The organism is Alteromonas macleodii ATCC 27126 (assembly GCF_000172635.2).
In the GTDB taxonomy this organism is placed as follows: Bacteria; Pseudomonadota; Gammaproteobacteria; order Enterobacterales; family Alteromonadaceae; genus Alteromonas; species Alteromonas macleodii.
In genome coordinates, this window is sequence record NC_018632.1 from 2,467,323 (window position 1) to 2,490,887 (window position 23,565).

A 23,565-nucleotide genomic window follows, 5' to 3' on the forward strand; every position below is an offset into this window, starting at 1 on the left:
ATTTAAAATCATCTTGGTGGAAACATGAGAACACACAAAATCGCCACACTAGCGTTAGCCGTTAGTGCTGCGTTCAGCTCTTCAGTTCTTGCACAAGAGGCCGCGACGACAGAAAAAAAAGAAGCCTCACTTGAACAGATTACCGTTACTGCGCAAAAGCGTACTCAGTCAATTCAGGAAGTACCTATTTCTGTTGCGACACTAAGCGGTGAGAAATTCGAAAGCCTATTCTCTGGCGGTGAAGATATTCTTGCTCTAGCGGTTCGCGTACCAGGTCTTTATGCTGAGTCATCAAATGGTCGTGTTGCACCGCGTTTTTATATTCGTGGTCTAGGTAACACCGACTTCGACCTTGCTGCATCACAACCTGTTTCTATTATCATGGACGAAGTGGTAATGGAAAACGTGGTACTTAAAAGCTTCCCGCTTTTCGACGTTCAGCAAGTTGAAGTACTTCGTGGCCCACAAGGTACACTATTTGGTCGTAACACCACTGCTGGTATCATTAAATTTGATACAGTAAAACCAACCCAAGACGTTGAAGGTTACGCGAAAGCAGGCTTCGGTTCATACGGTACAATGAACTTCGAAGGCGCTATTAGCGGCGGTCTTACTGACGAACTTTCTGCCCGTCTTTCGGTATTGTCACAAGAGCGTGATGATTACATCGACAACGCAGCAACAGGTCAAAACGACGCATTAGGCGGCTTCGACGAAAAAGCATGGCGCTTACAACTTCTTTGGGAGCCATCAGCGGATTTCTCTGCACTTCTCAACGTACACGGCCGCGACTTAGACGGTACTGCTTCAATTTTCCGTGGAAACGTTTTTAATAAAGGCAGCAATGACCTTAACGATAGCTACGACCGCGAAACAGTAAGCTACGACGGCGATCTAGAAGGTAACGGTACAGATAACAACCCACAGTCTTACGAAGGTTTAGGTGCATCACTTAAATTAGAATACGACATGGACGATGTAACCTTTACTTCAATCTCTGCAATTGAAACCGCTGAAGGTTCAAGCCTTGGCGACATCGACGGCGACGCGATTGCTTCACAAAACTTTGTAACTCAAGATAACCTTGACGATCTAGAGCAGTACACGCAAGAATTTCGTTTAGCAAGCAACACCAGTGACCCTATGAACTGGCAAGTAGGTGCTTTCTATTACGATGCATCGTTCAACGTAACCAGCATCGACGGTTTCTTTGGCGCGACTACGGTATTCCATGAAAACCAAACATGGGCGGTATTCGGTCAGTCATCTTACCAAGTTAACGACAAGCTAAACGTTACTGGTGGTATCCGTTACACTCACGACAAGAAATCTCTTGTTGTTGGCGAACAGAACGTTGACGGGTTTGCCGTTGTTCTAGGTATTGCATCTGTTCAAGATTATGACGATATCAATGTAGATGACGGTCAAACAAGCTTTGAACTAAGTGCAAACTACCGTGTAACTGACGACATGTCTGTTTTTGCTCGCTATGCTAATGGTTTCAGAGCGCAAACTATCCAAGGTCGTGACGTTGCATTTGAAGGTGCACCTTCAGTTGCAGACGCAGAAACGATCAACTCTTTTGAAGTGGGTATTAAGTCAGACCTATTCGACGACACGCTACGTCTAAACGCTGCTGCGTTCTACTATACCGTTGATGACATGCAGTTCTCGGCCATTGGTGGTGGTAACAACTTTACTGCGCTAGTGAATGCTGACGAAGGTGAAGCTTATGGTTTTGAAGTAGACGCTCAATGGCTAGCGACTGACGAACTTACCTTTACTGCTGGCTACAGCTACAACCACACTGAAATCAAAGATGATTCTCTAACGGTTGCACCTTGTGGTACAAGCGCATCTGATGGCTTCACTGGCTACTGTACAGTAACTGATGAGCGCCCAGATGGATTCAATGCAATCATTGATGGAAACCCTTTCCCGCAAGCACCTGAATCAATCTTTAACTTCACTGCACGTTACACTATCCCTATGGGTGATGACGGTGAGTTCTTCGTGTTTACTGATTGGGCGTTCCAAGGTGAAACCAACATCTTCCTATATGAAGCGGTTGAGTTTACTACAGACGACAATTTCGAAGGCGGTCTACGCATTGGTTATGAGAACTTTGCGCACAACTACACGGTAGCGCTATTCGGTCGTAACATTACAGACGAAGACAACGTTAAAGGTGCAATCGACTTTGCAAACTTAACGGGTATTGTAAACGAACCTCGTATTTGGGGTGTTGAGTTTAAGTACACATATTACTAAGAAAAGTTAAGTAGCTACTCTCTTCCATTGTAGCTACCTATCTATTTAGTAGAAAAGCGGTGACGTTGAGAAACGTTACCGCTTTTTTTATCTGTTACGCCGCCATATGAATATCAGATGTAGGCATTTGCACTAGCTGCTGTAATTTCCTACACACCTTCACCCATCGCGCTACTTTCTGATAGTAGACCTGCTCGATCAACTGCCCTTTTTCATTAAACAGAAAGCTCGCCAGCTTCCCTTTACTACCCGGCATATAAAAGTGATGCACCGTGAATTGATGAGACAAAGGGGCATGTGCCACTTTTTGATACATACAGAAAGGCAGTGCATTTGCACGCTCATCGCCACCAGTTAAGCGACTACGGCGCTGAAACGTATCTGAACCTAAATCAGCCATTATGCCATGTTTTAAAATAAGCTGGTCGACCGCTTTAATACCTGTTTGCATAACTATCTCCTAAATGTTGCGCTAATCAGCGAACCAAGATGAGACTCAAAATAAACCATACTGATATTTATACAGTATATGGTTATTTGTTTAAAATGCAAACAAAAAAGCCGCTTATTCAAGCGGCTCCTGTTTAGTCGTTGTCAGAAAGCTTAATTGAGGGCTGATTCTAGGAATGCCCACTGGTCAGCATACCCCTCTATTTGCATCCATGTAGGTGTGCCTGCACCGTGTCCCGCTCGGGTTTCCACGCGAAGCAGGATTGGGTTATCACAGCTTTGGTCAGCCTGTAGTTGAGCTGCAAATTTATAGCTATGCCACGGCACAACACGGTCATCGTGATCACCGGTAGTAACTAATGTAGCTGGGTAGCACGTGCCCGGCTTAGTGTTGTGAAGTGGCGAATAAGCATAAAGCGCTTCAAATTCGTCTTTGTTTTCACTTAACCCATAATCAGAGGACCATGCTCGCGCATTTGCACTAGGTGTGTGATAGCGAAGCATATCTAACACGCCGACTGCAGGTAAGGCAGCAGAAAAGAGATCCGGGCGCTGTGTTAAGGTCGCACCAACAAGCAAACCGCCATTCGAGCCACCTTGAATACCCATTTTCTCAGGCGTGGTGTAGCCACTTTCAACCAAATACTCGCCCGCTGCGATAAAGTCATCAAATACGTTTTGCTTATCTAACTTAGTCCCAGCCTTGTGCCACTGTTGCCCATACTCACCACCACCACGTAAGTTAGCTATGGCCAGTACATTGCCCTGCTCTACCCATACCATGCGCGATACTGAATAGCGGGGCAGCAGTGAAATATTAAAACCACCATACCCGTACAGTAATGTTTTATTATTTCCATCTAGCTTCAAGCCTTTTTTATGCACAATAAACATGGGAACTTTTGTTCCATCTTTACTGGTGTAAAAAATTTGCTTTGTTTCGAAGTCATCATAATTAACACCTGTATCGATGGATTTAAATAATGATGACTCGCCGCTTTTTACGTCATACGCAAATACTTGGCCAGGGTTAGTGAACCCCGTAAGTTTATAGAACGTTGTATCGGCATTTTTGCTTCCGTCAAACCCGCTAACACTTCCAATATCATTAAACGCAATTTCATCTATTTTCTTGCCGTTTAAATCAAATACACTTACCTGCCCTTTTACATCTTTTAGATACTGAGCAAAAAGTTTTTCACCCAAAAGTGAAACGCTCGACAAGGTATCAGATGTACTTTCAATTACGGTTTCCGTTTCTTTAACGCCGCCATCGAAATCAACCTTAATAACCTTACCTGTAGGGGCATTTGCTGTAGATGTGAAAAATAACTCGTCGTCATGCTCGCCAATTAGGTCGTAACGGCCATCCCATTTGTCGAAAACCGAAACGAGCTCACTGTCATCATTTACCAGCGATTTAGCATAAACACCATTCGCCTGATATCCCTCGAACACAGAAATGAGCAGTGTTTTGCCATCTTGAACAACCGAAGGATAAGGGTTCCATGTAGGTTTATTGTCAAACGCAAAAACCTTTTTGTCTTCACTTTGCGCTGTACCTATTGCGTGAAAATAGATAGATACGGTTTGGCTATCATCATACTTACCAGCTTCATTTTGGGGGTAACGTGAATAGAAAAAGCCGGTTTCATCGGGCAACCACGCGATATTTGAAAACTTAATGCCTTTAATAATGTCAGTTAAATCCGACTTCTTACTGGTGTCACGAACGTGAATAGTTTTCCAGTCAGTACCACCGTCAGAAAGCATGTAAGCCAAGAACGAGGCTTTGGGGCTTAGTTCAGTTGACGCCATAGACACTGTGCCATCTTCACTCAATGTATTTGGGTCAATCAGAACTTCAGGCTTTCCATTAACGCCATCAGCCATGTAAAGTACATACTGGTTTTGCAAGCCGTCGTTATAAGAATAAAACAGCTTGCCGTTTACCATATAAGGCGTTGAATATTTTTCGTAGTCCCACAGCGCTGTTAGACGTTCTTTGTATCTTTCTCTAGAGGGCAATTCAGCCAGATAAGGACGAGCAAGGGTGTTTTGAGACTCAACCCAAGCACTTACCTCTTCGCTCTTTTCTTCTTCTAGCCAGCGGTATGGGTCGCTCACTACAGTGCCATGATAGTTGTCTTGCTGAGTCACAGTTTTGGTTTCTGGATAGTCAGACACTTTTGGCATGCCGCCGCTTTGTGATTCACCTTGCACTGAATTAGTAGATTCAGTATACGAGCTTGTACACGCCAAGGTTAAACCTGCTGATGCCGCTACTATGGCAGCGTATATTAGATTTTTCTTCATTTTTATTCCTTAAACGAAAAATGCCGGTTTCAACCGGCATTTTCTATTTAGCTTTCTGTCGTAACTTGCGTATGTTTTCGACCTTTAAACACGCTTTTAAGGTCATTTAAAATAAGGTACAGCGCTGGGACAAGCAGCAAGGTGATCACCGTGGCGAACAAAATACCGAAGGCCAATGAAATAGCCATTGGGATCACAACTTGAGCCTGTAAACTGCGCTCAAAAACAATTGGCATAAGCCCCATAAACGTTGTTAGTGAGGTGAGGATAATTGCTCTGAAACGCTGAGTACCTGCGCTAATAGCAGCATCCATTAGCGACATGCCTTCTTTGCGCGCACGGTTAACGAAATCCACCATGATCAAGCTGTCGTTAACTACAACCCCAGACAACGCAATTATACCGCAGATAGAAAGTACGCTTACCGCCATACCTAACACCAAATGCCCCACAATGGCGCCTACGATACCAAAAGGTATAACCGACATAATAATAAACGGCTGGCTGTACGATTTAAGCGGAATAGCAAGCAAGGTGTAAATGGCAAAGAGCGCAAATAGAAGCCCCTGCATTAGGCTGATCATAGCGTCAGCCTGCTCTTTCGAGTTACCTTGAAGCTGGAAGTCCACCTTGGGATACCGCGCTAATAGATCCGGCATCAGATTTTCAATCACATCATTGGTTACTTCTGACGGGTCAAGCAACGCTTTATCCACTGCACCAGTTACGGTTACCGAGCGTTTACCATCGACACGAATAATTGAATCAAAGCCCTGACCAACTGTAAATGTCGCCACCTGCTCAAACGGAATTTCTTGCCCATTTGGCGCGCGGATACGCATGTTTTCAAGATGCTCTATAGAGCTACGTTCCGTTTTCGGATAACGCACCATCACTTTGATTTCTTCATCGTCACGCTGAATACGCTGTACTTCCGCACCATAGAAACCAAAGCGAACCTGCTGACCTAAATCACGCAAAGAAATACCTAGCGCATCAGCCTGAGGTTTCAGTGCTAGCTGAATTTCTTCGCTTCCGCCTGAGAAGGTGTCGTTAATGTCGGTAACACCTTCGTATTTATCCAACGCTTCTTTAAGTTCATCACTTATCGAACGAAGGGCCTTAATATCGCTTGAGCTAAATTCAAAGCTCAGGTCTGAACCGCCACCAGGGCCACCCGGAGAGCTAATATTAAACGACTTAACACCTGGGATTTCTGGTAACTCTTGACGCCACATGTCTTGAATTTCAAAGTCTGTCAGCGTACGCGTTTCACCTTTGGTAAGCTCTGCGAAAATCTCTCCCCCAAGGTTGCCATTATCAAAGGCAATGGCGTGCTTTATAACGTTTTCACCCGACTCTTCAGCTACTTTGTCGTCCATGCGGTGCATGGCCTCGCGAAGCGTAGTCAGTACATTATCACGCTGTTCAAGCGAAGACCCTGGCTCAAGCTCGAAACTTGCAATCATAAAATCGCTAGGAATATTCGGGAAAAATACAAAACGTACAATACCACCACCGAACAGGCCTACTGTGAGGATCAGCATAGCCATAAACACAGCAACCGTGGTGTAGCGATTTCGTACAGCTGTAGCCAAAAATGGCGCGTATTTATTATTTATAAACGTCTTAATTCCTTCGCTGAAGAAATCTCGGAACTTTTGAAATCTGTTCGCCTTTTCAGGATCGTATGGCTTAAGCTTCATGTGTACCAAGTGAGCCGGCAATATTAGTTTGGACTCAATGAGCGAGAAAATAAGGCACACGATAACCACCATACCGATGGTTTTCCAAATAATTCCAAACGGCCCAGATACCATCAGCATGGGCGAGAATGCGGCAATGGTTGTCAACACGCCAAATGTCGCTGGCATAGCGACCTTTTTGACGCCCGCTATCACGTTTTCAGCGCTATGGCCTTTTTTGTCTATTTCAGAATACGCCGATTCCCCCATGATAATGGCGTCGTCAACCACAATACCCAGCACAAGAATAAACGCGAACAGGCTAAGCATGTTGATAGACACACCAACCATATCTAGCGGCATAACTAACAAGGTGCCAAGAAAACAAACCGGCAAGCCCACAATGACCCAAAACGCGAGCTTAATTTTTAAAAATAAAGAAAGTACCAAGAAAACCAGCAGCGCGCCGAAGAACATGTTTTCCAGCATCATGTTGAGTCGGTCAGCTAAGTAGAACGAACTGTCGCCCCACGTATCAGCTGTAATATGCGCCGGAAATTCCGATTTCTGACTCTCAATATAGGTATTAACTTGCTCAGAGATTTCTAATGCGTTTTGATCACCTACCGCACGCACTCGCAAACTAACAGCGGGTTTATCGTCGAATAGCGCATATTGGTTATTTCAATAAAACCATCGTTGATATACGCCACATCACCTAATGTCACGCGCGTGCCGTTACCGTTTGTTACTAAAACAATCTGCGAGAAATCCCAGCCTGTATAGGCTTGCCCTTTCGTTCTAAGCAGAATATCGCCATTTTCAGTGCGAATTGAGCCGCCAGGTAAGTCGACGCTGGTTTGACTTAAACGCGCAACGACATCGGCGAATGTAAGGTTGTATTTTTGCAAATCAACTTCCGAAAGCTCAACGGAAATCTCATAGTCCCTTGCCCCAACAACTTGAACACTTGAAATACCAGGTAGGTTAGCAATGTCGTCGCGCAAATCTTTGGCAAACTCTTTTAACTCCCGTTCAGACGCGTCACCGTAAACCGAGAGCCAAATTACGTCTTGTTGTATTTTTTGACGGTAAATAACAGGCTTTTCAGTGTCTGCGGGGAAGCTCGGAATAGCGTCAACTTGTACTTTTACTTCATCAAGTAAAGATTGAACATCATAGTCTTCTTCCACCTGAATACTTACCGTACCCATACCTTCAACTGCTGTGGAATTAAGCTGCTTAATACCCTCTAAGTCTTTAATTGACTCTTCAATTTTAAGCAGTACGCCCTCTTCTACTTCCTGAGGTGCGGCCCCCAAATACGGTACGCGAACGTTAATAACGTCTATCTCGAAATTGGGAAATACTTGCTTCTGAATACTGAAGGCACCAAATAATCCGCCAACTACAAGCAACCACATCAGAAGGTTTGCAGCTACGCTGTTACGCGCGAACCAGGCAATAAGCCCTTTATTGGTATCAATACGGCTCATTCGCTATCACCTTCGGTGGACGTGCTCTCTACTTTATCAGTATCTTCGCTAGCATCTGATTCGGCGGCATCAGAAAGCACAGGTTCATCGCCAGGAAGACGAACTTTCATGCCATTATATGGGTTTGGTACGGCACTTCTCACTACCAGGCTTCCATGCTCAATGCCAGAACGAATAAACACTTCTTTAGCGGTTGTACGCGCAACCTCAACAGGCTTTATTTCAATCTCACGATTGTCGTTAACAGTCAGTACGGTATTGTCTAAACGTAAAATGCTACGAGGCAACACCACCAATTCTTCATTCTGACGAGATGTGATTTCTGCCTCTACAAACTGACCAAAACGAAGGGGGGCATTGTGTGAAGATTTCAGATTGTAAGGATCTTGTACTTCTACAATGGCATATACTACTCGGCTGCCCGTATCTAAAATACCTTCTGAACGCACCAGTTTACCTTCCCATGTACGTTTCACACCGCCCACAGAGGCCGTCAACGAAACCGGAGCGCCGTCATTGGATTGTCCGGCAATATTGATAAACATTAAATCGCTGTCAGTAATAGGCAGCCTGACTTCTGCAGTATCGGTGGAGTAAACGGTACCAAGTACTGCGCCCATTGATACAAACTGACCCAGGTCAATATTACGTTCAACCACAATGCCATTATAAGGGGCTGTAATTTGCGTTCTTGCCAAGTTGCGTTTTGCGCGCTCTAGTTTGGCTTCTGCAGCTTTAACGTTTGCTTGTTCTTTTGCCAGTTGCGGCTTACGTAAACCCAACTCAGGCGGTGCAACGCTACTTACCGAACGCCATTCTTGCTCGGCTACTTTGCCGCGAGCTATTTCTTCTTGAAGCGCTGCTTGCGCTTGAGCCAATTCAGCCTCTGCAAGCTTAAGATCCGTGCGATAATCATCTTGTTCAAGTGTTGCCAGTACATCCCCTTTTTTGAACGTACCGCCAGCTATAAATACATCAGACAAACTCACTACTTGGCCACTGACCTGCGCACTTAACGCAGTTTTATTTCGTGGAACAACGTTACCCTGAGACTTTACGATAAAACTCACGGCCTCTGCTGTTGCTTCTTTCGCTTCAACCAAAAAAGCTGGAATTTCCACGGGTACTTGCTCTGGTGGCTTACGTGATTTGATCATGACTGTCGCGGCGATAAACGCGACCAAAACTATGATTAGTGGAATGCCACTTTTCATCAAGATGGAGTTTTTCATTTACTATCCCTAGGAACGAAGGAAATCCACGCGAGTGAAACGGACGCAACGATTTATTGCACTTTCACATACCACCTGATAACCCACGAAAATCTATTGTTATTGTTTCAACACTAGTGTACTGATTTGTGGTTATTGTGCCCACTTAAGATTGTTAAATTTTGTGTCTGTTAATTGTTTTTAAAATACACATAAAAATCAGCCGCCCTAATATAAAAAATTATCAAAAGAATACAAAGTAAGATTGATAATTATCAGATTTTCGTTGATTATTTAATCACTCATTGGTTATGAGTTAACCGGCGGTTGTTATTTGAGCTTAGTCTTTAATGCGAAGTAGCCTCGGGAATGATTTCGCTACGTTGAAGGGAAAACACATTATGAGTCTTAAGAAACAATACCTTAAATCAAAACCTCTGTGCAAAGTGACATTTCGACTAAATGCGGAAGCGGCGCAAGACGCCAAAGAAGCAGCGTTGTGTGGTGACTTTACTGACTGGAAATCACAGCCACTAACGATGAAGAAGCTGAAAAGTGGAGACTTCACGTTAACGGTGGATTTAGAGAAGGATCACGAGTACCAGTTTCGCTATCTCATTGATGGTGAAAAATGGGAAAACGATTGGGAAGCAGATGCTTATATTCCCTCACCTGTGAGCATAGAAGACAACTCAGTGGTGCGCGTTTAAATTATTGTTCCATTAAAAAACACACCCGTAACTACTCTAGGTATTTTATAACGATTCCCTACAAAAAAGGCTGCGTATACGCAGCCTTTATCTTCATTTTGCTAAACCTTAAAATTCGATTTACAACGAATTTTCCAGCTCTGGAAGTACATCAAACAAATCGCCTACTAACCCGTAGTCTGCAACCTGGAAAATTGGCGCTTCCTCATCTTTGTTGATAGCAACAATGACTTTAGAGTCTTTCATACCTGCAAGGTGTTGAATAGCGCCCGAGATACCTACCGCGATATAAAGCTGAGGCGCAACAATTTTACCTGTTTGACCTACCTGCATATCATTAGGAACGAACCCTGCGTCTACCGCAGCGCGTGATGCACCAATAGCAGCACCAAGCTTGTCGGCAATGCCTTCAAGAAGCTTGAAGTTGTCGCCGTTCTGCATACCGCGACCACCCGAAATTACCACTTCTGCTGCAGTGAGCTCAGGGCGTTCAGATTCAGTTAATTCTGCCGATACAAAGTCAGACTTCTCGCTACCTTTAACAACGTCTAAAGACGTAACTTCTGCGCTGCCGCCTGTTGTTGCAGCATCAAATGATGCAGCTCGTACAGTAATCACCTTTTTCGCGTCAGATGATTGTACGGTAGCAATAGCATTACCTGCGTAAATTGGGCGTACAAACGTGTCTTCACTCTCTACACCAATGATGTCAGAGATTTGCGCTACGTCTAATAAAGCCGCTACGCGAGGCATGAAGTTCTTACCTGTAGTGGTTGCAGCAGCAACAATGTGGTTGTAGTCAGCAGCAAGTTCTACAACTAGATCAGCCGTATTCTCAGCAAGCTGATGTTTGTAAGCAGCATTGTCAGCAACAAGTACTTTTGCAACACCGTCAATTTGCGCCGCAGCTTCAGCTACTGCTTGGCAACCTTCACCTGCGACTAGCACGTGAATATCGCCACCCATTTTCTGCGCGGCATTCACAAGCTTATGCGTTTCAGTCTTTAAGCTTGCATTATCGTGTTCTGCATATACGAGTACGCTCATGAGATCACCTTTGCTTCATTTTTTAACTTGTCTACCAACTCAGCAACATCTGCCACTTTAATGCCACCCTCGCGCTGAGGCGGAGGCGTCACTTTTAGCACCTTAACGTTTGAGTCAAGTGAAACACCAAAATCCGCAGCCGCTTTAACGTCTAACGGTTTGCGCTTTGCTTTCATGATATTAGGAAGCGATGCATAACGCGGCTCATTCAAGCGAAGATCTGTGGTTACTACCGCTGGAAGCGAAAGTGCAACAGTTTGAAGACCGCCATCAATTTCACGGGTTACATTTACTTTTTCGCCGTCAACAACGACTTCTGACGCAAAAGTTCCCTGCGGCATACCAGTAAGTGCTGCAAGCATCTGTCCTGTTTGGTTATTGTCAGAGTCGATACTCTGCTTACCAAGAATAACAAGCTGTGGTTGCTCTTCTTCAACTACTTTAGATAACAGCTTCGCCACTTGAAGTGAATCAAGATTTTGGTCGGTATCGATTTGAATACCACGGTCAGCACCTAGGGCTAGTGCTGTACGTATTTGTTCTTGGCAGCTCTTATCACCAATTGAAACAACAACGATTTCAGTGGCCACACCTTTTTCTTTTAATCGAACGGCTTCTTCAACAGCAATTTCGCAAAAAGGGTTAATGGCCATTTTTGCGTTGGTAAGATCTACGCCAGACTCATCGGCCTTCACTCTTACCTTAACGTTGTAGTCGATCGCGCGTTTGACCGGTACGAGTATTTTCATATTTACCTCAATTGTTGAGTTCGTCGGTGTCTATTACGTTTCATTAATAATTAACTATTAATAATTAAAAACGTATTACTTCACCACGCTTTTTGAAACTTTAACAATGTGCTCTACGTTAAAAAAGAATCCGTGGAACGTACGTTTTTTAAAGGCTAGCCTTAAAACGCCGTTAACACCACGTTTACGAGCAGTTATAATACACTGCCAGTTAACGTTAACGTAAACTGCTTTGCAATGTACTTACTGTTGACGTAAACGTCAACCTGCATTACCTTGCAAAACGACAATTAATTTACATGTTTTTGACACAAAGCATTATTTGTTTCATCAATAGTGCATTATAAAAATACAAACATAAGGAGCCTCCCGTGGAACGAGAATCGATGGAGTTTGACGTAGTCATCGTCGGTGCCGGCCCAGCTGGATTATCAACGGCTTGTAAGCTTATGCAGCTTGCAAATGAAAAAGACCAAGAGCTAATGGTTTGTGTGGTCGAAAAAGGCTCCGAGGTAGGTGCACACATTCTTTCTGGTGCCGTGTTTGAGCCGCGTTCACTAAACGAACTTTTCCCTGATTGGAAAGAAAAAGGTGCACCTCTCAATACACCAGTAACTGAAGACCACATTTACCTACTTAATGATGAGACTTCAGCGAAAAAGTTACCTAACGCTATTACTCCGAAAACCATGCACAACGATGGCAACTATATTGTGTCTATGGGTAATGTGTGTCGCTGGTTGGCAGATCAAGCTGAACAACTAGGTGTTGAAGTATTCCCTGGCTTTGCGGCCTCTGAAGTTATTTACAATGAAGATGGCAGTGTTGGCGGTGTACTTACCGGCGACATGGGCGTGGGTGAAAACGGCGAACCTAAAGACGGCTACATGCCAGGTATGGAACTACGCGCTAAATACACAGTGTTTGCAGAAGGCTGTCGCGGTCACTTAGGAAAAGACCTCATTTCGCACTTTAAGCTGGACGAAGACAGTTCACCGCAACATTATGCTATTGGCTTTAAAGAGATTTGGGATATAGACCCATCCAAGCACCAGCCAGGGCTTGTGGTTCACAGTGCAGGCTGGCCACTTGACGATGCAACAGGCGGTAGCTATTTATACCACGCTGAAGATAACCAAGTGTTCGTTGGCCTAATCGTAGACCTAAACTACGACAATCCATACCTAAGCCCGTTCGATGAATTTCAACGCTTAAAGCACCACCCCGTATTTAAACAGTACCTTGAAGGCGGTAAACGTGTCTCTTATGGCGCAAGAGCTATCGCTAAAGGTGGGTTTAACTCGTTGCCTAAAATGACCTTCCCAGGTGGTTTACTCGTCGGCTGTGAAGCCGGAACGCTAAACTTTGCCAAAATTAAAGGTAATCACACGGCCATGAAGTCGGGCATGCTTGCAGCAGAGAGTATTTTTGAAGCCATTTCAGAAAATGCTGAGGCACCAGTAAAAGAGTTAACAAGCTTTACAGAGAAATTTAAATCATCGTGGCTATACGACGAATTGTTCCGCTCTCGCAACTTTGGCCCCGCTATCCATAAACTCGGAAATTTCTGGGGTGGCGCATTTAACACGCTAGAGCAAAATATCTTTAATGGTAATTTGTTTTTCACCATGAAAGACGAACATAAAGACTACGCACAGCTTAAAGAAGCGAAAGATGCAAAAGAGATTTCATATCCTAAGCCAGATGGCGTGTTAAGCTTTGATAAATTGTCTTCTGTATTTTTATCTAATACAAATCACGAAGAAGACCAGCCTTGCCACTTAAAATTAAAAGACCCGTCTATTCCTTTGCAGGTTAATTTACCTAAATTTGCAGAGCCAGCACAGCGCTACTGCCCTGCCGGTGTATATGAAGTAATTGAAGAGGAAGGTGAAAAACGGTTCCAAATTAATGCACAAAACTGTGTTCACTGTAAAACCTGCGACATAAAAGACCCAAGTCAAAATATTAAATGGGTAGTTCCGGAAGGTGCCGGCGGTCCAAATTACCCTAACATGTAATTTAAAGTATTAATTTGCTATTTAACGGATATTTTTAAAAAGCGAGCTTGGCTCGCTTTTTTTTTGTGCTACTTTTATTTATTATCCAATAGAAATTAAGTACAACGTATTAAGGTTAATTAATGAGCGATTTTTTAGATATTTTAACCCATGGAAGACGTTTACAAGGTGCTGTTAAGGAATTAAGCATTGAAGAACTTGAACAAGTTCAAGAAAAACTTAGCGGTATAATTGAGAAAAGAAAAGAAAAATTAGTAGAACAAGAAAAGCTTGAGAAAGAAAAATTAGAGAAGCTCGCTGCTATTAAAAAGCAAATGGAAGAAGCGGGTTTAAATGTTGAAGATCTACAGGCATTAAATGTAGAAACAAACAAAAAGGTTGGCAAAAAACGTCCGGTTAAATACAAGCTTGTTGATAGCAAGGGTGAAGAACACCTTTGGACAGGTATTGGACGTATGCCTCGCGTTTATAAAGAAGCGCTAGATAGCGGTAAGTCACTCGACGATTACGCCATTAATTAATTGAAATTGTGAATTAAACAAGGCCTGTTTTTACAGGCCTTATTTTGTTTGAACAGCATGTTCAGAAACGGATAAGTATATTGTGAAGTTGAACTACAAACTTTCGGAATGCGCTTCTACCTCTCCCTGGCTGATTCTCATTCATGGACTATTTGGAAATGCCGATAATTTAGCCGGCATTAAGCGTCACTTTGAGTCTAATTACAATGTGATCAGCATTGATCTGCCTGACCACGGTGAGTCCCCGTGGACATCTTCATTTTCTGTCGACGATGCTGCAAATGCGGTGTTCGATATTATGCAATCGCTTAATATTAGAGAATGCGCGGTTTTAGGCCACTCATTAGGCGGCAAAGTAGCCATGAGATTAGCCTTAAACCACGGCGACGTTGTTTCTCACCTCATTGTCGCCGATATTGCACCAGTATCTTACGACCATAGCCACCAAACCGTATTTGATGGACTCAAGGCCGTTCCCTTAGATGCAATTCAAAGTAGAAAAGATGCTGAAAAAGAAATGGCTAAACATGTGAAAGAGCCAGGCGTTCGACAATTCTTATTGAAGAGCTTATATCAAGATGAAAATGGCGATTGGAAATGGCGTTTTAATGTCGATGGATTAATTGCAAGTTATTCACACATTATTGATTGGGAACAAACAAATCAAACATTTGATGGCGTAACCTTATTCATCAAGGGCAGTGAGTCTGATTATATTACGCCAGCCTATCGCGATGAAATAACGCGTTATTTTCCCAAGGCTAAAGCACATGTAATAGAAGGTACTGGCCACTGGTTACATGCAGAAAAGCCAGCGGTCTTTAACGCCGTTGTAGAAAGAACGCTCAATAAATCGTCTTAAAGAAGGGTTTTCATCATCATTTAAGATGAGAATGACTATTATTACCTATTTTTGAACGTTTTAGGCTCTTACAGGCGTATATACTGTGATATAGTTGCGCCAGATTTTTTTAAGTAACAACACTATGCTTGCAGAAAATTACGAACTCATTGAGTCCATCATGCTGTATGGCGGCTTATCTATCCTTTTTGGGTTGATGGGTTTTGCTGTACACGATGTACTGCGTAAGAACGATGTGCCACTTATTGGACGAGTGGTAACGTACGGTGTGCTAGGTTTAGGCGCATTAGGGTTTCTTGCGAAGGGCATTATTGAATGGTTTTGGCTAAGCACAGGCGTTTAATTAGTAACGATTAATAGAGGTTAGATATGGCAAGCGTTGGCCTATTTTTCGGAAGTGACACGGGTAATACCGAACATGTTGCGAAAATGATCCAGAAGGAATTGGGTAAACAGCTAATTGATGTTAAAGACATTGCCAAGAGCAGTAAAGAAGACATCGCTGAATTTGATTTGCTTATCTTTGGTATCCCTACGTGGTACTACGGTGAAGCGCAATGCGATTGGGATGATTTCTTTCCTGAACTAGAGCAAATTGACTTCAACGACAAGCTAGTTGCTATTTTTGGTTGTGGAGACCAGGAAGACTATGCAGAGTACTTCCTAGACGCGATGGGCATGGTACGTGACATCGTTGAAGCCAAAGGTGCGATTTTAGTAGGTCAATGGTCAACTGAAGGCTACGACTTTGAAGCGTCTAAAGGCATGGCTGACGACAATCACTTTGTTGGCTTGGGTATTGACGAAGACCGTCAACCAGAACTAACTGACTCGCGCGTTAAAGCGTGGTGCAAGCAAATTCACGATGAACTTTGCTTGGCAGAACTTGCTTAAGCACTGCTGCGAAAAAGAATACAAAAAACCGCTCTGATGAGCGGTTTTTTTTGATAATTAATCAGCTGCGCCTGCTGTCAGTTACGCTAATTCAGCGATTACAGGTGAAACCGCTCTACTGCTTTTCTCAAGCTCTCAGTTTGCGCATCCAACAACATTGTCGACTCGTTCGACTGGCGCGTGCTTTGCGCACTGGAGTCGGCTAGTGCAACTATGCGGTTCAAACTTTTCGCAACATCACCAAGTAAAACATCTTGTTGTTCGGTATCAGCCACAATGTGTTCGTTAATATCGCTTAACCGCTCAATGATTTCTCTAATACTCTCTACTTGTTGAGATACTTGCTGGGTAATTTCCACCCCTTCTTGCGCTTGTTCGCGCCCTGCATTAATTGCTTTTACTGCCTGCGCAGCATCTTTTTGTAAGTTCCCAATCATCTGCTCAATTTCTTCCGTAGAGTCATGGGTGCGGTTGGCTAGCGTTCGCACTTCATCAGCAACAACCGCAAAGCCTCTACCTTGTTCACCAGCTCTTGCAGCTTCAATGGCTGCATTCAATGCTAATAAGTTGGTTTGCTCTGCAATCGTTTTAATCACGTCTAAGATACTGCCAATATTGCGAGAGTTGTCGTCCAAACGATTAATGATCTGCGCCGAAGACTCCGCCTGTTTGGCTTGATTACCCACCTGCTGACTGCTTTTTTGTACCAATTGACCAATGTCTGTACTTTGCTTTGTTATATCGCGTAGGGCGTCCATTGCTTCATTAATTTGGGCGAGGTTGCTGCGGCTTTTTTCCTGTACATGTTTTGTATTCGTAGACGTTACCGTTACTTGCTCACGTTGCTTGTCTACCTCAGATAAGCTCTTATTACCCAGCTCTACGCTTTCTTTTGTAATGTCTATAAGGCGTTTTTCTTGCTCTAATATATTGCCCACTAGCTCTCGTAAACTATCGGTTAGGCTGTTCACTTTTGCGGAAAGGGCAGAAAACTCGTCATTGCCCTCTTGAGGCAATTTGGTGCTTAAATCCCCTTTACTTAGCTGACTTAAGCCTTTATTGATACGCCCAAGGGGCTTGGAAATACTACGGGTTACAATAACCGCTAAAAATATTGCAGCAACCAAGCCCAGTGCCGCGACAATGATATTGCGCACAAGGTTGGCCTGAACAGATTCAAGAATGGCGTTCTGCCCATCAAGAGATTGCTTCTGGACAGCGTCAAACAAAGTATTAATGTCGGCAAGTGCGGTTTCTAACGCTTCTTTTGCTTCCTTCTGAGCTTTCGCAGCTTTGTCTACTTCAGAAAGTTTTTGTCGCTGCAAAGCAATTAATCCATTTGTGCCGTTTACCGCTTCCATCAGTAAATCATACTGTTCGTTAAAAGAAGCTATCGTACCGCCATCATCTACCCCTGTGGCCAAACGATTTACATAGTCTTTATCTACCTGCAAATTACTCAATTGGTATTCTAAATCTTCAATAATACTCGCACTTTGCGTAGCGTTATCGGTTTCAGCCAGTTCAATGAATGAATCATTCATTGTGAGCAATTTGTTGTCTATTGCAGTACCCGCACCAATTAGCGTTTCAATACTGGGGTTATTTCCCTCTAAATAGGAAAGATCTAGCATTAACGCACTAGCCTCATCGGCCGTCATTAAAACTTTTTCAAGCTGTGCAGCAAGAGCCTTCTCGATATTCATTCGCTCGTTGATAGCGGTATACATGTCGTTACTACTATTAACGTAGGCTAGACTAACGTCGACAGCGTTACTGGCTACCGCGTTATTTGGCATAAGTGAGTTTAAACGAGACAAGTCGTCAGAGAATGCGGAAGATAAAGTATCAAACGTCTCTTTGTTTGCGACCAGCTCTTCTCTATTTTCGACATGATATCCGTTGGCAGTAATCACTGATAAAGATAGGATCTCAGTCTTTACTTTTACCATGCTGGTCTGAACTGGCATCTTTTGCTCTACAACGTCTTGTGCAGAATCTTTTATTCCGCTAAGACCAAAATAGGAAAGAATACTGGTAAGTAATAATAAGCAGCCGAATAAGCCAAAGCCTAACGTGATTTTATTTATAATTGTTAACTGCATGGGCACTTCCACCAAAAAAACATGCCAAAAAATAAAAAGGGTTGTATCGCCTTTTTAAGTTTAGTTTAACAGGATGTTAACTCAATGCATCAAAAGTTTTATTTATTTTGCACATTTGTTAGATAAATCTTGCACTTACAATCTGGTCAGGCCAGACACCATGCGGGCTGTACCGAAGTAACAATTTTTATCGCACCAGGGCAATGGATAAATTTTCAGCGAGAAAACAAAGTTTCCACGGTTTTGCTTTTAAATTGTTTCAACTTACCTATAATAACCACCAAATACTTATTCACTCGTTCTTAGTAGGTTGTAATGGATCAAAATAAAGAATTGAAAAAAGCAGGGCTAAAAGTCACTCTGCCTCGCCTTAAAATTTTACAAATTCTGCAAGAGCCAGAAAACCAACACATCAGCGCTGAAGACGTTTACAAAATCCTTATCGAACAGGGTGAAGAAATTGGTCTTGCTACCGTGTACCGCGTGTTAAACCAATTTGATGATGCAGGCATTCTTAATCGCCACCATTTCGAAGGTGGAAAATCTGTATTTGAAATCAGTCACAAAGATCACCACGACCACCTTGTGTGTTTGAAGTGTGGCAAGGTCATTGAGTTTGAAGATGACATTATCGAAGAACGCCAAGAGATGATTGCAAAGCAACACAAGATGAAGCTAACGCATCACAGCCTTTACTTATACGGTGAGTGTACAGACGGTAACTGCGATAACTTACCTGAATAAGTAACAGTTTTATTCTAGCAAAAGGCCCGCTTTAAGCGGGCCTTTTTTCGTTACGCTTTAAACTTATATGCGTGGTAAGCCTTAATTGCTTTCTCCCACACGTCACCCACTTCCCCTGTGCCAATAGGTTTTCCGTCTACTTCAACTACCGGGGCAACTTCTTTGCTTGAAGAGGTTAACCATACTTCATCTGCCTCCAGCAACTCATCTTTGCTAAACCAAGTTTCTGTAACAACCAGGCCTGCCTGTTTAAATGCTTCAATTGCAATGGCGCGAGTAATACCGGGAAGAAGTTCATGGTTTAAGGGGGGCGTAGATATACATCCGTCTTTCACCATAAACACGTTGCATGAACTTGCCTCGGTTATCATACCTTCGCTGTTGTACAAAATAGTTTCGTTAACGCCTGCGTCAACACCTGCTTGATAGTGCATTACATTGCCTAACAAGGATGTGGATTTGATATGGCAGCGTTGCCACCTTTTATCCTGTTGAAGCGCAACTTTGAAAGGCCTTGCTTCAGATTTTGCTGTGGGCTGTGGTGGCGCTATTTCAAAAGCAAACCCGAATACCGTAGGTGCTATATTCTTAGGGTATGCATGAAAACGTTTTGTATCGGTGCCACGGCTTACGTGGAAATAAACACCAATGTTTCCGCTTTCTATAAATGCTTTGTTTTTTTCGACCAAGCTGGTCAAAATGTCTTGCCATTCTTCTGCTGAATAAGGGTTAGCGATTTCAATAGCTTTAAGGCCTTGCGCCATACGCGAAGTGTGCCCCTTGAAGCCTACTGCGCTACCAGAATACGTTGGAATGACTTCATAAATACCATCACCAAAAAGGAAGCCTCTGTCCATCGGAGAAATTTTAGCCTCAGAAAGAGGCATATACTCACCGTTTAAAAACGCAATCGTCACAATATTTCTCCTTGTAGTCGGCGACGCCTACTTGTCATCAGTAGCCAGTCTGCCCTTGCTTCTTCTTCATGTTGAAAAACAAAATTCACTTTTTCGCCTGGCACGGCTTGGGCCAAGCGACTTATATCACAGGGGCTTACACAGCCAAGTTTTGGATAACCCCCTAATGTTTGTCTGTCGCGCATCATTACAATAGGCTGCCCGTCGCCGGGAACTTGAATTGCACCTAAATGAATTGCCTCTGAGCGCATGTTTTCTATATCGGCCTTAACTGATTCACCGGTCAACCTAAAGCCCATGCGATCGATAGCCGATGAAACCGTATAGCTGCTTGTTTCAAACGTGCGTAAAGCAACAGCGCTAAAACTCGAAAACTGATACCCGGGAATAACCCGAATAGACTCTAAAAAACCATAGTTGTCTATGTGCTGCCGCGAGAGAGTGCGCATTCTAGCGGTGCTTTTAATTCTGCTGTTAGCTGAAATGTCGATGCAATCGCCATCTTTTAACGCGCATCCCTTACCATCCAACCCACCAAGTTGTTCGCGTACTACCGTACATGCACTCCCTACCGCTTTTGGCACATGCCAATTTCCACCTATTGCCAAATAGGCTTTGCTACCAAGTAGAGCGCTGCCAAACGTAATAGTTGCACCTGCCGGTACATGTTGGCTCTGGTATGTTGCTTTAACGTTTCCATCTACGTCGAGTGACGGTTCCCTGCCAGTCACAGCAATAATACAATCTTCATCAACCCGTAATCGCATTTCACCAATCGCTTCGAAGCATGGCGTACCGTCTAAATTGAAGGCTAGAAAATTGGCCCAATCATAGGCGTTACTATCCATAGGGCCTGATTCACAAAATCCATCCCGTTGTCGCCCTACCCGTCCGTTATCTATGATAAGGCTAAACAATCCTTTACTGAGTACTTCAATTCTCATCGCTCAACCTGCAATCCTGCTCTATATTCCTGTTCAGTAACTGAAACAAACCTAACCACATCACCTGCTTTTAACCGCGCTTCACTTTGCTCATTTTTATGAATGAGCATGTCGAATGCCGTAAGCCCCAATAAATTCCATCCTCCAGGTGATTCACTGGGGTAGACAGCAGTTTGCCTGTCAGCGATTGCAACCGCACCTTTAGGTACGCGTTTGCGCGGTGTGCCTAGTCGCGCACATTTGAGCGCTTCTGGAATATCACCCATATAGGCAAAGCCCGGAGAAAAACCCACTGCGTATACTTTATAAGTCGTGCTAGTGTGCAATTCGATAATCTCTTCAATAGACAGTGACGTTTTCTTACTCACTACACTTAAATCACTTGCATTAGGCGCACCGTACCAAACAGGAATTTCAATCACGGCGCTACTTTCATTCTCTTTTGCTTGCAAAGAGAATGATTGCAGGCTCATGTCTTCAGCGCTTAGATTACTTATGGCACGGTATACACCGTGGCTATCAATTAATGCCATATCAAAAATAATCAACAGGCTGTCATAGGAAGGCACACACTCACGCAGCCAAGCCCACGAATCGCTTCCCTTTTTGCTATCTATCGCTGCCAGCATGTGATGACAGGCATTATTCGCGTCGTCCAGGTTTGCGCCATCAAAGTACAAAATAATGGCGTCTGCACTTGCTGTAACTATTCGCTTAATGCGACCGAAAGCTTGCATCTACTGTCCTTGTTATTTAAACGGCTGTCAGTGCTTGGTTCTGAGTACTTAGTTTTAGATATACCACTCTCAGCACAACAATGGGTAACAGCCTCTTGTATTGTTCTTGTAAAATGTGTTTTTTATGAGGCAGGTTTATAGAAATGTTCTGATTTTCTTTGCAATATTCACCGCCCCTTTAGTATCGCCATGTACACACAGAGAATCCGCTTCTATTGCAAGTGTTGCTCCCGAAGCTGTCGTTACTGTTCCCGATGATATAAGTTGTTTAGCTTGAAGCAATGCGTCGCTCTCGCTTAACACGGCACCTTCGATCAAGCGAGATTGCAGTAAACCTTCATCGGTATAACGCCTGTCTGAAAACGCTTCAAAATACAACGGCAGCCCCCACTCTTGCGCAGCGTCTTTAAGCGCTGCATTTTGCGACGTAGCCTGTACCATTAGCGCAAGGGGCGAATCTAACGACTGCATATTTATTTCAGCTATGCTTTGCATTACTGTGCGCATGACAGCTGTATCTTTCATCATGTCATTGTAAAGCGCACCATGAGGTTTCACATAACTTACGTTGGCCCCGCAAGCCTTTGCCATTCCACTCAATGCACTCACTTGATATTGGATCATAGCGCTGAGTTCATCAGCAGCAATCGCCATACTTCTGCGACCAAATCCCTGTAAGTCTGGATAGGCTGGATGGGCACCTATGTCCACATCATGTTGTTTGGCTAACCGAATAGCCTGCTTCATCACTAACGGATCACCCGCATGAAAACCACAAGCAATGTTGGCCTGATCAATTTCTGCCATAATGGCCGCTTCCACCGGCATAGACCATGCGCCAAAACTCTCACCTAAATCGCAATTTAACTTCATAATGGTTTAGCTCTTACGTTCATTCCAGTATCATGTTACCTGTTCTTTTTAAAAAGTCAGTGCTGATGATAAATATTGGAAAAATTAATACATTACGCGTGGTAGCCCAATACCCTTTTGGCTACGCTTTAGCGCCACTTGTCGAAAACAACGACGAAAACGACTGCGTAATAGAAATAGATGATGCTGAAGAGCTGCAAACTGTGACCCTTGCGATTGACGAAGTAGAAACTTCCCTCGCAGAAGGACAACAGATAGACGTATTTGTAGCCACAGATCAGCGCGGCGATCTCTATGCCACCATGAAGAAACCTTTGATTCAAGTTGGTGAAACTAAGGTACTTAAAGCGGTATCTGCCACTAACTTTGGTGCATTTTTCGACTGGGGTTTAGACAACGACCTTTTAATGCCCAACGACTACCAAGCCCAACCTGTCAATCCAGGTATGTACTATGTTGTTCACACCTTTTTTGATGATAAAACCCAGCGTATTTTAGGTGCTACCAAGCTTCACTATTTTCTAAAGGAAAGTAGTGCCTATCTCAACGAGGGCGACACAGTGCAATGCTTGGTTTATGCCAAAACTGATTTAGGTTTTAAGGTCGTTATCAATGAAAAAAGCTTAGGTCTTATTTTCCATAGCGATGCCTTTAAGCCACTTAAAGTCGGGCAAGCTACTGAAGGGGTAATTAAAACAATTCGTGACGATGGCAAGGTAGATGTAGCCCTTCAGCGCGTAGACAAAGGTGGCCGTGATGCACTTCAACAAGCCATTTTGGATGACTTAGAAGCCCACGGTGGCATTTCTACGCTAACAGATAAGAGTGCGCCAGAAGCCATTTACTCTCATTTTAACGTGAGTAAAGCGGCGTATAAAAAAGCGTTAGGGGCGTTATATAAGCAAAAGAAAATCACGCTTAGCCCAGATGCTGTTCGCCTTAACAAATAAACGCACATGTCACAGCTGCATTGAAGCGCTAAACTGGCCTGTCTTGCAGCTTCCTTTTTTAT

General features: G+C 43.6%; 19 protein-coding genes and 1 pseudogene. 9 read left to right on the plus strand and 11 right to left on the minus strand.

Translation table 11 applies throughout. The features are described 5' to 3' along the window. Positions 1-24: 24 nt before the first annotated feature. Positions 25-2,271, plus strand: a complete 2,247-nt coding sequence (locus MASE_RS10540; RefSeq protein WP_014949729.1) for a TonB-dependent receptor — start codon at positions 25-27, stop codon at positions 2,269-2,271. A gap of 94 nt (positions 2,272-2,365) precedes the next feature. On the opposite strand, the gene MASE_RS10545 is transcribed toward MASE_RS10540, so the two are convergent. The 4 genes and pseudogenes from MASE_RS10545 to MASE_RS10560 all read right to left on the minus strand — a co-directional run bounded on the left by MASE_RS10545 (position 2,366) and on the right by MASE_RS10560 (position 9,450). Beyond that, complete coding sequence (locus MASE_RS10545; RefSeq protein WP_014949730.1) at positions 2,366-2,722, minus strand: hypothetical protein; 357 nt, start codon at positions 2,720-2,722, stop codon at positions 2,366-2,368. Between the two features lie 152 nt (positions 2,723-2,874). After that, positions 2,875-5,037 (minus strand): prolyl oligopeptidase family serine peptidase, encoded by a 2,163-nt coding sequence (locus tag MASE_RS10550; protein WP_014949731.1) that lies wholly within the window; start codon positions 5,035-5,037, stop codon positions 2,875-2,877. Positions 5,038-5,084: 47 nt separating this feature from the next. Further along, a pseudogene (locus MASE_RS10555) lies at positions 5,085-8,218 on the minus strand (efflux RND transporter permease subunit). Further along, the gene (locus tag MASE_RS10560; RefSeq protein ID WP_014949732.1) at positions 8,215-9,450 is read right to left on the minus strand and encodes an efflux RND transporter periplasmic adaptor subunit; all 1,236 of its coding nucleotides are present in this window, start codon (positions 9,448-9,450) and stop codon (positions 8,215-8,217) included. The pseudogene MASE_RS10555 and the gene MASE_RS10560 overlap by 4 nt, the downstream one beginning before the upstream one ends. Positions 9,451-9,830: 380 nt before the next feature. Here MASE_RS10560 and MASE_RS10565 point away from each other — a divergent pair, with 380 nt between their 5' ends. Next, positions 9,831-10,139: an isoamylase early set domain-containing protein gene (locus tag MASE_RS10565; protein WP_014949733.1), complete on the plus strand. Its 309-nt coding sequence runs from the start codon at positions 9,831-9,833 to the stop codon at positions 10,137-10,139. Between the two features lie 120 nt (positions 10,140-10,259). Here the strand turns inward: MASE_RS10565 and MASE_RS10570 are convergent, their stop codons facing one another. Both MASE_RS10570 and MASE_RS10575 read right to left on the minus strand, forming a co-directional pair. Continuing rightward, the gene (locus MASE_RS10570; RefSeq protein ID WP_014949734.1) at positions 10,260-11,186 is read right to left on the minus strand and encodes an electron transfer flavoprotein subunit alpha/FixB family protein; all 927 of its coding nucleotides are present in this window, start codon (positions 11,184-11,186) and stop codon (positions 10,260-10,262) included. After that, complete coding sequence (locus tag MASE_RS10575; protein WP_014949735.1) at positions 11,183-11,935, minus strand: electron transfer flavoprotein subunit beta/FixA family protein; 753 nt, start codon at positions 11,933-11,935, stop codon at positions 11,183-11,185. The genes MASE_RS10570 and MASE_RS10575 overlap by 4 nt, the downstream gene beginning before the upstream one ends. A 371-nt stretch (positions 11,936-12,306) precedes the next feature. Between MASE_RS10575 and MASE_RS10580 the strand changes: the two genes are divergently transcribed. The 5 genes from MASE_RS10580 (at position 12,307) to fldA (ending at position 16,233) form a co-directional block, all read left to right on the plus strand. Beyond that, positions 12,307-13,956, plus strand: coding sequence for an electron transfer flavoprotein-ubiquinone oxidoreductase (locus MASE_RS10580; RefSeq protein ID WP_014949736.1), 1,650 nt, complete (start codon positions 12,307-12,309; stop codon positions 13,954-13,956). Positions 13,957-14,078: 122 nt separating this feature from the next. Next, entirely contained in the window at positions 14,079-14,477 is a 399-nt protein-coding gene (locus MASE_RS10585) for an H-NS histone family protein (protein WP_014949737.1), read from the plus strand. Between the two features lie 82 nt (positions 14,478-14,559). Next, positions 14,560-15,339: an alpha/beta fold hydrolase gene (locus MASE_RS10590; protein WP_014949738.1), complete on the plus strand. Its 780-nt coding sequence runs from the start codon at positions 14,560-14,562 to the stop codon at positions 15,337-15,339. Positions 15,340-15,463: 124 nt separating this feature from the next. Then, positions 15,464-15,682, plus strand: coding sequence for a DUF2788 domain-containing protein (locus MASE_RS10595; protein WP_012519093.1), 219 nt, complete (start codon positions 15,464-15,466; stop codon positions 15,680-15,682). A gap of 26 nt (positions 15,683-15,708) precedes the next feature. After that, complete coding sequence (gene fldA, locus MASE_RS10600) at positions 15,709-16,233, plus strand: flavodoxin FldA (RefSeq protein WP_014949739.1); 525 nt, start codon at positions 15,709-15,711, stop codon at positions 16,231-16,233. Between the two features lie 98 nt (positions 16,234-16,331). Here fldA and MASE_RS10605 read toward each other — a convergent pair whose 3' ends face one another. Then, entirely contained in the window at positions 16,332-18,338 is a 2,007-nt protein-coding gene (locus MASE_RS10605) for a methyl-accepting chemotaxis protein (RefSeq protein WP_014949740.1), read from the minus strand. Between the two features lie 315 nt (positions 18,339-18,653). Here MASE_RS10605 and fur point away from each other — a divergent pair, with 315 nt between their 5' ends. After that, entirely contained in the window at positions 18,654-19,082 is a 429-nt protein-coding gene (gene fur / locus MASE_RS10610; protein ID WP_014949741.1) for a ferric iron uptake transcriptional regulator, read from the plus strand. Positions 19,083-19,132: 50 nt separating this feature from the next. On the opposite strand, the gene MASE_RS10615 is transcribed toward fur, so the two are convergent. From MASE_RS10615 to MASE_RS10630, 4 genes are all read right to left on the minus strand, one after another. Beyond that, on the minus strand, positions 19,133-19,999 hold the full coding sequence (locus MASE_RS10615; protein ID WP_014949742.1) for a D-amino acid aminotransferase: 867 nt from the start codon (positions 19,997-19,999) through the stop codon (positions 19,133-19,135). Continuing rightward, complete coding sequence (locus MASE_RS10620; protein WP_014949743.1) at positions 19,996-20,943, minus strand: 5-oxoprolinase subunit C family protein; 948 nt, start codon at positions 20,941-20,943, stop codon at positions 19,996-19,998. Before MASE_RS10620 ends, MASE_RS10615 begins: the two co-directional genes overlap by 4 nt. Continuing rightward, on the minus strand, positions 20,940-21,680 hold the full coding sequence (gene pxpB, locus MASE_RS10625) for a 5-oxoprolinase subunit PxpB (RefSeq protein WP_014949744.1): 741 nt from the start codon (positions 21,678-21,680) through the stop codon (positions 20,940-20,942). The genes MASE_RS10620 and pxpB overlap by 4 nt, the downstream gene beginning before the upstream one ends. 135 nt (positions 21,681-21,815) lie before the next feature. After that, on the minus strand, positions 21,816-22,553 hold the full coding sequence (locus tag MASE_RS10630; protein ID WP_014949745.1) for a 5-oxoprolinase subunit PxpA: 738 nt from the start codon (positions 22,551-22,553) through the stop codon (positions 21,816-21,818). 65 nt (positions 22,554-22,618) lie between these two features. Between MASE_RS10630 and MASE_RS10635 the strand changes: the two genes are divergently transcribed. After that, positions 22,619-23,503, plus strand: coding sequence for a CvfB family protein (locus tag MASE_RS10635; protein WP_014949746.1), 885 nt, complete (start codon positions 22,619-22,621; stop codon positions 23,501-23,503). Positions 23,504-23,565 lie beyond the last annotated feature (62 nt).